An 11,434-nucleotide genomic window follows, 5' to 3' on the forward strand; every position below is an offset into this window, starting at 1 on the left:
TCGCTGCTCGCCCCCGGTGTCGGCACCGGGCTGGGGCAGGGCGGAGAGCAGCGCCTCCAGTGCGGCGCCCTCCGGCCCGGTCACGGCGTCGCCGGGGTGCACGCGCCGACGGCCGGGGGCCCTGCCGTCGTTGTGCGGCTCACCCATGTCCGCGTTCATCCCGTTCCCGCATCCGTCCCTGTCCGACGGTCGGCCGTCGTTACCGTTCATGTCGATTCCCCCAGCGTCCGGGGAACCTCGTGCGTCACATCTGCGACGCCGAGCTGGCGGGCGAGGCGTTGCAGCCCACGGCACCCGGCGGTGCGCACCGCACGGGGACGCTTGCCCATGACACGGGCGGCGGCGGGCTCGTCCAGGCCGACGACGACGCGCAGCAGCACGGCCTCGGCCTGATCCCGCGGCAGCCCGCGGACCAGCTGAAGGGCGCACTCGGTAGAGAGGGACTCGAGCGCCTGGTCGGGAGCGCTGTGCGGGCGGGGCAGGTCCTGTGCGTCCTGTTCGAGCGCCGCCGATCGGGGCCGTACCTTCTGGCGGCGCAGATGGTCCATCGCCCGGCGCCGGGCGATGGTCGCGGTCCAGGCGCGAAAGCCCGCGCCGTCGCCCTTGAACCGGCCCAGGTCCCGGGCGATCTCCAGCCAGGCATCGGACGACACGTCCTCGGCGTCGTCCCGGACCAGCCCGCGCAGATACCCGAGCAGTCCGGGCTGCACGATCCGGTACGCGACCGCGAACGCGGACTCGTCACCTTCCTGAGCCCGCGCGACGGCCGCGCCCAATTCCCCGTCGTACGCCTGCACGCGGCGGGGTTCGTCTGGTATGCCCAACACTGTCCTCGTTCGTACCGAGTGCGTAGCGAGCGTTGACGAACCCGCACCGTAGGGCACGACGGGCTGTCCCCCACGCCCCCATAGTCATCAGCGCCATACCTCACACAAGTGTCACACCCCCTCAAACCCCTCCGCCCGCAACACGCCACAGTTCGCCGACGCCTCATCAGTGCAGCCTGCATCCGATCCGGCCCTGGCCGCTGGGGGCTCGACGGCGGGCCGCGCCCACCCCCGTATCCCGATCTCGTGCAATCCGATGCGGAGTACCCCTCAGGCGCCACGGGGCGGCTGGACAGGTCACGACGGGTGAACACGCAGGAGAAGCTCCTGGCAGAGACGGGTGATCTCGGTCAAGAACCCGTTACTGCCAGGAGCTTTGCTGTTCCGTACAGCCTCAGTCCGCCAACAGCCCAATCACACCGTCAGGTGGAAATGGCTCGCCGACTGGTATCCAGGCTGCCGATCAGAGGGAGGCGCTGACGCTGGCGTGGTGGTACTGGCCGGCCGCGCCCAGGACCTCGTTCTTGACGCCGTCGATCTCGGCCAGGACATCCCCGCTGCTGACCGCCGTGGGGCCGACGACGAGGCTGGCGTGCGGGTTCAGGCCGCCCGAGACGTTGTCGAGCTCAACGTCGGAGATCTCAACGGTCTCAACCTGGGGAGCGGAGTTCATGATGAAACTTCCCTTCGTATGGATGATCCACAAGGGGGACGGCCCCGCTGGAAACAGATCGCGGGTCTCCGCCGCAGAAGGGCGTGCGATCCCCGCTTCGGGAGACTCTCGCACGGGCCTGCGGCGCTGATGATCAAAGCACGGGGCACGCCGGGCCTCCAACCAACCGGCCTACACTCCCGAGAAGTTGAACGAACAGGCTACGCATCCGTGCAGGCTCGCACACGACTTGGGGACAGCTTCTCCTCATGTCGCGTGGCACCGGGACCCGACTGGTATCGCGACCAGGTTTCCGAACGGGACACTGGCGCACGAACAGAGCGTTATACGGCAGGCGTGTCGTGCGGAACCCTCGCACAGTGCCCCGAGGTTGCGCATGCGATGTGCAGATTCACTGAAACCGGAATACCACTCCACCCCGGATACTGACCGTTGTCGATCGATGGCGGACGGTATGCCCATCAGGACGGCGTACGACGAGTGGAAGGCCCCGGGTCTGATGGAGCCGGGTCGCTGGCGATGACGGATCCCGATCTAGCCGCCCAGACGTTGATGGCAGGCCCCGACCGCCTGGAGGTCGAACTCGCTGACCTGCTGCGCCAGGCACAGATCGACGGCGAACTCGACGAGAGAGAACAGTGAACGCAACACGCACGTACAGCCTTCGATTCCTGGCCCAGACCTCGCCGAAGCCCATCGCCGCTCGAACCTACCGCTGCGCTGGGCTTGAACGAGGTCCGGCCCCGGCCCCGGGCGGGAGCGCCGCCCGCGACCGGTCCCGCGTCAGTCGTTCTGAGTGGTGCGGCGGCGACGCATCAGATAGATGGCCGCGGCGCCGCCGAGGAGGAGCGCCCCGCCCACGCCGGCGATGACAGGTGTGGCGGAGTTGCCACCGGTCTCGGCAAGGCTCAAGTCGTCGTCGCCGGTCTGCGTGCTGGCCAGATTGCCCGCGGCGTCGGCGTCCTCGGCGCCCTTCGAACCGGCGGACTCGCCGGAGGACTGGCCGTCGGACGAGCCGTCCTCGGCCACGCCACTGCCGGATCCGGCACCGTTCGAACCATCACTGTCTGAACCCTCACTGTCCGAACCGTCATGGGCGGCGCCGGAGCCGTCCGGCATCGCGCAGGTGGCCTCGGCGAGCACAATCTCTCCGGATGCCTTCACCACACCCAACTTGCCCGGCGTCACTGTGTACTTCAGCCGAAGCGCGGTGGCGGCCCCCGTGCTGTCCGTCGTGGTCGCGTTCTCCAGGACGAGGTCGACGGTGCCGACGCCCGGCACCTCGACGTGCTGGTCGCCGGGCCCGTTCACGGCGACCGGCTTGCCCAGGACGGTCACGTTGTCCGCCAGCGCGGCCTTCGCGGTCGGCTTCTTGCCCGTCTCGCAGGAGGCCGTGGCCTTCAGAAGGTCGGCGCTCAGCAGCGGGTTGGTGGGCAGGCCGGGTGCGTAGGCCCGTACGCCGACGAGCTTGACGTCGCCCACCGACCGGTGCGCGTCGGCTTTGACGCTGGAATGCGCGACCTTGGCCTTGACCAGCGTGGTGGGCTGCCCGTTGTTCGCACCGTTCACCTCGGCGGTGAGCAGCGTCTGCTGCGCGTCGCCGGGCGCGCTCAGGTCGCCGAGGGCCTTTTTCACCGGAACGTCGCCGACGCCCTCCACGGAGACCCCGAGGTCGGCGCGCGCCGCCACGGCGGTCGCCTTGCCGGTGGAGCCGGAGTGTGGCTCCGCGGGTACGGCATAGGCCGGTCCGGCGACCAGTGCGCCGCCGATCATCAGAGCCGAGACGCTCAGGAGAGCGGCTGGGCGTGCGGGCATGCTGAAGACATTCGTGTGCAACTGAGAAACCCCCACAGAGACATGGAGCCGTCGGCGCTGCCGTGCTCGGTACAGCGTGTCCGCCGACGACCTCGACCCGCAGATCATGGCCTCAGGGATGTCGGTCGTGCGACAATCCGACAGGGGATCACTCCAACGTGCGGTTTCCCTCTCCTCTCCTTGCCCGTCGCGCAACTTCTGGGCCGGTAACTCGTTTATCGCCGCCCGCCAGCCCCGCCTCCTGATAATCCAGTTGCACTTCGCTATCGCTGCTGGTCAGCGGCATGCTCTGGAGTTGTACCGATCCGACTGAGCGTCATATGACGGTGTCCGTGACCAGCAGTGCGGCGCTTGTCGTGGCAGTCCGGTTAAGAAGCTGCTTTTCTTTGCGCGATGGATCGCCTCATGCCCTGTCGTCTGACCATGGTGGCCGCAGGCTATGTCTGGATCTTCGGGGCGCTGCCCTCACCCCTCATCAAGGAGCACTACGACAGACGTCGAGCCGCCGGTGACCGGCACACCGCCGCCATGCGCCACCTGTTCAACCGCCTTTTGGGCTGCCTGCTCCACTGCCTGCAGACAGGTCGGACGTTCGACCCGAGCAGAGCGTCCCCGCTGCGGCCACAGTCACCGACGCTGTTGGGGCTTGACCACTTACCAAGCTCGGATGTCTGTGGATCAAGATCTTCAAGGCTCTCAACCCGCCTTGCGGGTCACGGCATCAGGCGGGACAGATGATGGTCCACGAGTGACTTCACCTCCGCCGGCGTTCGGTGCCCGAGCAGGACCGCGTCGCCGAGGCCGGCAACGAGGGCCAGTAGGAGGTCCGCTTCCTGGGCCGGGTCCAGGTTCGCGTGCAGGTCGCCGTCTTTCTAGAGCGGTGCGAGGCGTCGCGGACGGCGGTCAGTCAGCATCTGGCGAAGTTGCGGCTGGCCGGGCTGGTGGACACCCGTCGGGAGAGGCGGCACATCTACTACCGGCTCAGCGACGGGCATCTGCGGCGCCTGGTGGTGGAGGTGCTCAGCCACGCGGATCACCGGGTGAGCGGGAAGGCTCCGCACGACTGACATGCCGTAGTCGTACGAGGGGCCCTTAGCCGTACGAGGGCCCTTGCACTCCGAGACGACTCGGTGCGCAAGGGCCCTGAGAGTGGACTGCCGGACTACTGCTGGGTGCTGCCCCGGCGGCGTACGACGAACACCACGGCCGCGACCGCGACAAGGATCGCCGCGACGATTCCGGTCCAGGCGCCCGCCGACAGCCCGCCATCGTCGTCCTTCTCAGTGTCTGCCGCCTGCGGCGAGGGCGAGACGGACGTCTCCTCGGCGGTCGGCGTCGGTGACGCAGAGGGGCTCTCCGACTCGCTGGGGGAGGGGCTGACCGGCTTGGCGCCCGGTGCGGCGGCCTTCAGTTCGAGCACCGGGGCTTCGTTGCCGTGGCCGCCGCCGCTGGCCTCGCCCAGTTCGATCCAGCGGTCGATCTTGCCGTCGCTGTAGGTCTGCAGCGTCTTGAACGCGAGCTCCTTCGCGTCGGGCAGCTGCCGGACGACAACCGAGTACTCGGCGTCCTCGCCGACCTTCACGGCCGGGCCCTTGACGGTGTAGCCGTCGTCGCCGGCGGTGAACTTCCAGCCCTTGGGGCCTTCCCTGTACGCCACGTCGGCAGGCGCGATGCCCTCGGGCAGAACCACCCGCAGCTCGGTGATGCCGGCGGTGGCGGACTCCGACTCGGCCACGAAGGTGAGCTCGACGTTCTCGGCGAGGGCCTGGGCCTTGTCGGACTCCACCTCCACGTGGGCGGCGGCCGGAACGGCGGTGAGCAGAACGGCGGTTGCCGCACCGGCAGCAGCGACGGTCAGGCGCCGCGCGGTGCGCGGCAGGGTGATGCGGGACATAGGTGTCTCCAGGCATGGGGGTATGGCGGGCGCCGTACGGCGTGAGCGGAACCGGCGCCCCGGCGGGGTCAGTTGACGAGAGCTGCCCTCGTCGGCGGAGGACCCCGCCGTACCACCGCATACGCGAGCACCGGACCCATCGCCGGCGGCCGCTCACTCTCCGCCGGTACGAGAACGGGCAGCCCGAGTCGCCCGGGTGCCGGTGGTCGCGTGCACAGCATCCGGGCGGCGGCGACGTTCGCCCGCACCGCGTCCAGCGCCGCCGTCACACCGCGGGCCAACGTCCAGCACGCCACGTCCGCGCGATGCAGCAGGACGGCCACGAGCACGGCGACCAGTGCGTGCGCCGCCGTCATGGCCACGGAGTCGTGCAGCCGCTCGTGCCAGGCCGCATGCGCGTCATGGAGCTGCCCACCGTGCTGATGCGCGGCCGTGGCCCGCATGTGCCCGGCGTGCGCGGTGAGCGTCAGCCACAGGTGCAGCCCGGACTGCCCCGCGACGCTGCAGACCACGACCGTGGCCAGGCGGCGAGGACGGCGCGTGCCGACCAGCCCCAAACCGAAAAGAACGGCGGCCGCGGCCGCGCCCTGTGCCCACGGCACCGGTCCCTCGACGAGCAGGTGGTGGGCGCTCACCCCCAGCACCGTGCCGACGACGGCGAACACCGCGGCCCGGAGGACGGGCAGCGGCGCGCGGGGAGCCGTGGCTGGTGGGTGCATGGCTCGCTCATCATGGAACATCACTTGGGTGGTTGGCAGACCGGTCCGGGAAAGAGACCGATGCCTCATGGGTCGCACCCGGTTCGCCCATGCATCGCCGCGCGGCCTTGATCGGCAGGTTTGCGGCAAGGCTCGCTCCCGTATACGGCATGGAGTCCGGACTCGCTCACGGTCCGCGATTTCGCGCGCTGGTTTCGGCCCTGTCACGGCACACCGCGTGCCTTTGACTGCGGGTTCGTCGGGGAGGTGTGCGCTGCTGGGGAGGTGCGAGCCGCGGCGGCGCGGGACAGGAATGGCTGGGCGGCTGCCAGGACGAGGCAGGCGAGCGACATGGTGAGTCACAGCCCCTGCGCTCCCGCACGCTGCAGCAGCTGAGTGCCTGGCAAGGGGCGGTGACCCCGGCGACGCCCCAGCTGGTGCCGTCGACGGCCAGGTATCGTCCGGTGCCGCCCGCCAGGGCCAGGACTACGACGGGCAGCCCTTCATAAAGGCCACGCGGCTCGGTGCGCTGATCAGCCATGCTGGTCCCACGCAAGAAGTGAACGGAGACGGCGATTGCTTGACTTTGACTCCTCGCGGGCAGTGGTCGGCCTGCATGAGCGGCAGAGCTTGATCAAAGCTGTGCTGGACGCATCGCCCGCTGACGAGAAGTTGTGGTTGGAGTGGAAGTCGACGCTGGAGCTGAACAAGGCGGCTGGGCGTTTCACGGTGGCGAAGGCGATCCTCGGATTCGCGAACCGGATGCCAGATGTCGCCGCCCAGTGGGCTGAGGGCCATGCCTATGTCCTGGTGGGAGCTGAGCCTGGGAATCTCTGTGGAACTTCCGTGATCGATCCTGCGGATCTGTTCCCCTGGTTGACTCAGTACACAGGGGAAAGACCGCGCTTCGATGTCACGTACGTGCCATTCGATGCAGGTGCCGGCACCCAACAAGTGATGGTCGTCGACGTGATGCCGCCGAAATGGGGCGACCCTATCCACACGCTGCAGAAGACGTACGACACCTGCCAGAGCGGCACGGTGTTCGTACGGTTGCCTGGAAAGTCGATGCCTGCGCGCCCTGTCGACATCGACGGCCTGTCAGCAAGACTGCTGCGGGGTGAGCGGCGGATGGACATCGAGATTGGCGTGATGGACGGCGCTGTGACAGATCTCTGGGTGCGCGAGTCCGAACTGGAGGAGCTACTGGAAGCGCGGCGTCGGGAAATGTTCCAGTCACCGCCACAGGCACGGACACCAGTGCCACGGTATAACGATCGCCTGACCATCGGCGATCTTGCCGAACTTGCCGGCACAGGAGCGAAGTTCTCTCTGGCCCGGGACATGCGAACCCCAGAGCAGTACCGAGCCGAGGTTGAGGAATACATCGACGGCTGCCGTCGGCAGATTCCTCTCGCTATGCAAGGTGTGGAGGCGCGTCGATACGCGCCGCTGCGATTCCAGCTACAGAACCGCTCCGATGCCATGCTCCGCCAAGTAGAAGTCGTCGCCACGCTGGGACCTGCCTGTACAGCCGTGTTGGCCACTTCACGAGATGCGCAGCGCACGGCGGTACCGTGGCCGAAGCCACCGCTTCCCTATGGGAAGAAGACCTTGATGTCTGCAGTCGGGATACACCCAGGTCGTTCGGCGGGATTTCCGGGGTGGTTCTGTCGGTAGTTGGTGACGTCAGTTGTTCGTGAAAGCTGACGGCACCAGGTGATGGCCCAGAAAGATGTTCGCGAATTCTGACGTCACCATCGGGGTTGCGGTGTCAAGCTGGATGTGCTCAGTAAAGGAGCACCCCCGATGCCGCCTGGCCAGTCGAAGGTCGAGTTGTACGCCGCGCTGCGGCGCGACTCCCGCGATGGCATGTCGAACCGGGCGTTGCAGTGCAAGTACGGCGTCACCTGGAGCACGGTCAACAAGGCCCTGACCTCGGCTTGGCCGCAGCCACGCACGACAACCGCTTCGGCGCGGCCGTCGAAGCTGGATCCGTTCACGCTGCTGATCGACGAGATCCTGCTCATTGATCTGGACGCGACCAGGAAACAGCGCCACACCGTCACCCCGGATCTACCGCCGTCTGATCGACGAGCACTCCTCGTCCGAGGCGTTGCGTTGACCACTTGAACCCGCACCGATGAGAGGGCGCAAGCGTCCTGCGAGCAACCGCGCGGTCCGGCCAGGGACTGAGAGTCCGGTGTTTATACCTTGCTCGCGACCACCATGTAGTTCTCGGCCTCAAGATCGAACGTGCTCAGTTCCGTCTGGAGTCCGACCCGGTGCAGCTCGACTTCGAGTTCCTCGTACCGGTAGGGCCAGCAGGACAGCAGTTCCGAGCGGACAAGAACCAACCCGGTCGCATCAACTTGCGCGATCGCAATCTCGATGTGGTGCTCCTCTTCCCAATGCGGCGCAATCTCCCAGCGGTAGACCACGACGGCATCGCGACCGTTCCGGCGGACGAGTCGGTCACTGATCTCCAGCCGGGAACCTCTGGCCCTCACGAGTTCCCAAGTGCGGGATGTGAGTACCAAGCGCCCGCCGGGGCGCAGAAGCCGTGACATCGACTCCAGAGCAGCACCCCTGCCTGTCGCGCCCGTGGCATGGTGAAGCGAGTTGCCAACGCAGAACACCATGTCGAACGTGTTGTCCTGGAAATGGTCGGGCAACTCTTCCCAGTTCGCCCGTACGGCCCGGACGGATGCCCCGAACTCCTCAGACAACTCTGCAGTCCGACGAACCATCGCCTCGCTGGCGTCAGTTGCGACAACCTGCATGCCACGACCGGCGAGGCCAACCGCCAACTGTCCGGTTCCGCACGAACAGTCGAGGACATGAGCGTTCGACGGCAGGAGATTGAGGACGTCGTCGAACGACGCAGCGAACTCGGCTGGAGGCAACTTTGCATCCGAGATGAGCCATTCGTACACCTCGGCAAGCACGTCATAACCTGTCACAACCACTACCTCCGTCACGCGGCAGACTCACGGTAGGACGTCAGTCCATCAGCGGAGCAAGCCGGGCACCAATGGTTTTCGCAAGGATGGCTCTGACGGTGTTTGTGGGTTGTCAGTTGTCCGTCTGAGTGGATGTCACCGGCTGGTTAGCTGGGAAGTTGTTCGTGAGAAGTAGTGTCACTCGCGGGGTTGCGGTGGCAAGGTGAATGTGCTCAGTGAAGGAGCACCGCCGATGCCGCCTGGTCAGTCGAAGGTCGAGTTGTATGCCGCGCTGCGGCGTGACGCTCGCGAGGGCATGTCGAACCGGGCGCTGGAGCGCAAGTACCGGGTGGGCTGGCGGACTGTTCAGAAGGCGCTGAGTTCGGCGTGGCCGCAACCTCGGGAACCGTACGCGCCTCGCCGTTCCAAGCTGGATCCGTTCAAGCCGGTGATCGACCAGATGCTGCTGGCTGATCTGGATGCGCCGAGGAAGCAGCGTCACACGGTGGTCCGGATCTATCGCCGGTTGATCAACGAGCACGCGATGGACGACGTGTCCTACCAGGTCGTGCGCGCCTACGTCGCCAAGCGGAAGCCGGAGATTCGGGTCGAGGCCGGCCGTGGCCCGGCGCAGGTGTTCATCGAGCAGTCGCACCTGGCCGGCGCCGAAGCCGAGGTCGACTTCGGCGAGGTCGCGGTCCGTTTGCGGGGCGAGCTGGTGAAGTGCCATTTGTTCTGCCTGCGGTTGTCGTTCTCCGGGAAGGCGGTGCACCGGGTGTTCGCCTCCGGCGGTCAGGAGGCGTTCTTCGAGGGCCACGAGCACGCTTTCAGAGTGCTGGGCGGCGTGCCGTTCGGCAAGATCCGGTATGACAACCTGAAGGCCGCGGTCGCGTCGGTGCTCGGCTTCACGCGGCGCCGGGTCGAGACCGACCGGTGGACCGCATTTCGGTCCCACTACGGCATCGAGCCGTTCTACTGCACGCCGGGAATCGAGGGCGCCCACGAGAAAAGGCGGCGTCGAGGGCCAGATCGGCTGGGTTCGCCGCAACCACTTCGTTCCCGTCCCCGAGATCGACTCGCTGGCGCACTTGAACATGCTGATCGACGAGTGGGATCTGGCCGACGAGGCCCGGCGGATCGGGACCCGTCCCCACACGATCGGCGAGCTGTTCGCCGTCGAACGGCCGTCGTTGAAGCCGTTGCCCGTCGAGACGTTCGAGACCGGCCGCTGGTTCACCCCACGGGTCGACCGGTTCTCCCAGATCACCGTCCGCACCAACCGTTACTCGGTCCCGACCCGGTTCATCGGCCGCCAGGTCCGGGTCTTGCTGCACGCCTCCGAGCTCCTGGTGTTCGACGGCCGCACCGAGATCGCCCAGCACGAACGGCTGCTGACCAAGAGCGGATCACGGCTCGAGCTCGATCACTATCTCGAAGCGCTGCTGCGCAAACCGGGCGCGCTGCCCGGCGCCACGGTCCTCGAACAGGCCCGGGCTACGGGCAAGTTCACCCCGATCCACGAAGCCTGGTGGACAGCCGCCTGCAACGCCCACGGCGACACCGCCGGCACCCGCGCTCTGATCGAGGTTCTGCTGCTGCACCGGCACATGCAGCACGACCACGTCGTCGCCGGCCTGGCCGCCGCGCTCCAGGTCGGAGCGCTCACCGCGGACGCGGCCGCGCTGGAAGCCCGCCGCATCGCCGACAACGACGAACCGACCTCGGCCAAGCCACGACGCCGAGCCACTACCGAGGCAGACCGGGCCGTCGCAGCGACCGTCACCTCGCTGACCCAGCGGCGCCTGGCGCAACTGCCCAAAGACACCCGCCCCATGCCTGACGTGTCGATCTACGACCAGCTGCTTCCCAGCCGGCGAGCCGCCGTGGCCCCCGCTGGGCGCGCGCCGGCCCCGAGACCTACCCAGAAGCCGAGCAGGAAGAAGCCGCCGCCATGAGCCCTCGCCGCCGGATGAGTGAACAAGCCGCCGAAGCCGCCGTCGACCAGGCATGCCGGGTCCTGCGACTGCCCACGATCCGCAACCAGTTTCCCGACCTGGCGGCCAAGGCCGGCAACGACCAGATGTCCTACCTGGTGTTCCTGGCCGAACTGCTGCTGGCCGAGTGCGACGACCGCGCCAGGCGCCGCTCCGAACGCCGGATCAAGGCCGCCCAGTTCCCCCGGGAGAAATCGCTGCGCGAGTTCGACTTCGATGCCAATCCGAACATCGACTCCGCCGTCGTCGGCTCGCTGGCCACCTGCGAGTGGGTGAAGAAGGGCCTGCCGCTCTGCCTGATCGGTGACTCCGGCACCGGCAAGTCTCACCTGCTCATCGCGCTCGGCACCGAAGCCGCGATGGCAGGTTTCCGGGTGAAATACACCCTGGCATCGAAGCTGGCCAACGAGCTGGTCGAGGCCGCCGACGAGAAGATCCTGACCAAGACCATCGCCCGCTACGGACGCGTCGACCTGCTCTGCATCGACGAACTCGGCTGTGCGCCACGAGGCGCTGATGGATCTCGCGGGATGAGAGGCCCGCCGCTGGTCATCGCAGTGACCGGTTGAAGCTGGAGGCAGGCTGAGCCCC

At 67.4% G+C, this 11,434-nt stretch carries 10 protein-coding genes and 3 pseudogenes; 6 read left to right on the forward strand and 7 right to left on the reverse strand.

Annotated elements, in window-relative coordinates; all coding sequences use genetic code 11:
* The 3 genes from CLM62_RS49300 to CLM62_RS11815 all read right to left on the reverse strand — a co-directional run.
* The coding region (locus CLM62_RS49300; RefSeq protein WP_143659025.1) for a hypothetical protein at nt 1-210 on the reverse strand (210 nt) is incomplete at its 3' end.
* A complete protein-coding gene (locus CLM62_RS11810; RefSeq protein ID WP_095749783.1) occupies nt 207-824 on the reverse strand; it encodes an RNA polymerase sigma factor in 618 nt (205 codons plus the stop codon). The genes CLM62_RS11810 and CLM62_RS49300, both read right to left, overlap by 4 nt.
* A gap of 466 nt (nt 825-1,290) precedes the next feature.
* Nucleotides 1,291-1,500 (reverse strand): hypothetical protein, encoded by a 210-nt coding sequence (locus tag CLM62_RS11815; RefSeq protein ID WP_095749784.1) that lies wholly within the window; start codon nt 1,498-1,500, stop codon nt 1,291-1,293.
* Between the two features lie 519 nt (nt 1,501-2,019).
* On the opposite strand from CLM62_RS11815, the gene CLM62_RS51400 reads away from it, so the two are divergent.
* A complete protein-coding gene (locus CLM62_RS51400; protein WP_257003808.1) occupies nt 2,020-2,142 on the forward strand; it encodes a hypothetical protein in 123 nt (40 codons plus the stop codon).
* Between the two features lie 141 nt (nt 2,143-2,283).
* Here the strand turns inward: CLM62_RS51400 and CLM62_RS11820 are convergent, their stop codons facing one another.
* The gene (locus tag CLM62_RS11820) at nt 2,284-3,315 is read right to left on the reverse strand and encodes an SCO1860 family LAETG-anchored protein (RefSeq protein WP_143659028.1); all 1,032 of its coding nucleotides are present in this window, start codon (nt 3,313-3,315) and stop codon (nt 2,284-2,286) included.
* Nucleotides 3,316-4,175: 860 nt separating this feature from the next.
* Between CLM62_RS11820 and CLM62_RS11835 the strand changes: the two are divergent.
* Nucleotides 4,176-4,382, forward strand: a pseudogene (locus tag CLM62_RS11835) (ArsR/SmtB family transcription factor); the annotation flags it as partial.
* A gap of 95 nt (nt 4,383-4,477) precedes the next feature.
* Here the strand turns inward: CLM62_RS11835 and CLM62_RS11840 are convergent.
* The gene (locus CLM62_RS11840) at nt 4,478-5,209 is read right to left on the reverse strand and encodes a DUF1775 domain-containing protein (RefSeq protein WP_179382053.1); all 732 of its coding nucleotides are present in this window, start codon (nt 5,207-5,209) and stop codon (nt 4,478-4,480) included.
* A gap of 68 nt (nt 5,210-5,277) precedes the next feature.
* Nucleotides 5,278-5,928 (reverse strand): hypothetical protein, encoded by a 651-nt coding sequence (locus CLM62_RS11845; RefSeq protein ID WP_257003809.1) that lies wholly within the window; start codon nt 5,926-5,928, stop codon nt 5,278-5,280.
* A gap of 555 nt (nt 5,929-6,483) precedes the next feature.
* Between CLM62_RS11845 and CLM62_RS11850 the strand changes: the two genes are divergently transcribed.
* On the forward strand, nt 6,484-7,587 hold the full coding sequence (locus CLM62_RS11850; RefSeq protein ID WP_095749788.1) for a helix-turn-helix domain-containing protein: 1,104 nt from the start codon (nt 6,484-6,486) through the stop codon (nt 7,585-7,587).
* 129 nt (nt 7,588-7,716) lie between these two features.
* Nucleotides 7,717-8,040 carry a hypothetical protein gene (locus CLM62_RS11855; RefSeq protein ID WP_095749789.1) on the forward strand — a complete coding sequence of 108 codons (324 nt, stop codon included), beginning with the start codon at nt 7,717-7,719 and terminating at the stop codon, nt 8,038-8,040.
* A gap of 74 nt (nt 8,041-8,114) precedes the next feature.
* Here the strand turns inward: CLM62_RS11855 and CLM62_RS11860 are convergent, their stop codons facing one another.
* Nucleotides 8,115-8,870, reverse strand: a complete 756-nt coding sequence (locus CLM62_RS11860; RefSeq protein WP_055628205.1) for a class I SAM-dependent methyltransferase — start codon at nt 8,868-8,870, stop codon at nt 8,115-8,117.
* A 232-nt stretch (nt 8,871-9,102) separates the two neighbouring features.
* Here CLM62_RS11860 and istA point away from each other — a divergent pair.
* Together istA and CLM62_RS11870 are read left to right on the forward strand one after the other, a co-directional pair.
* Nucleotides 9,103-10,804 (forward strand): annotated as a pseudogene (gene istA, locus CLM62_RS11865) (IS21 family transposase).
* Nucleotides 10,801-11,340: pseudogene (locus CLM62_RS11870) on the forward strand (ATP-binding protein); the annotation flags it as partial. The pseudogenes istA and CLM62_RS11870, both read left to right, overlap by 4 nt.
* Between the last annotated feature and the right edge of the window lie 94 nt (nt 11,341-11,434).

Source organism: Streptomyces sp. SA15, assembly GCF_002291145.1.
GTDB lineage: Bacteria > Actinomycetota > Actinomycetes > Streptomycetales > Streptomycetaceae > Streptomyces.

Coding starts and splice junctions, on each gene's coding strand:
- CLM62_RS11815 (WP_095749784.1), bottom strand. CDS start 1,500: ATGAACTCCGCTCCCCAGGTTGAGACCGTTGAGATCTCCGACGTTGAG.
- CLM62_RS51400 (WP_257003808.1), top strand. CDS start 2,020: ATGACGGATCCCGATCTAGCCGCCCAGACGTTGATGGCAGGCCCCGAC.
- CLM62_RS11820 (WP_143659028.1), bottom strand. CDS start 3,315: ATGCCCGCACGCCCAGCCGCTCTCCTGAGCGTCTCGGCTCTGATGATC.
- CLM62_RS11840 (WP_179382053.1), bottom strand. CDS start 5,209: ATGTCCCGCATCACCCTGCCGCGCACCGCGCGGCGCCTGACCGTCGCT.
- CLM62_RS11845 (WP_257003809.1), bottom strand. CDS start 5,928: ATGCACCCACCAGCCACGGCTCCCCGCGCGCCGCTGCCCGTCCTCCGG.
- CLM62_RS11855 (WP_095749789.1), top strand. CDS start 7,717: ATGCCGCCTGGCCAGTCGAAGGTCGAGTTGTACGCCGCGCTGCGGCGC.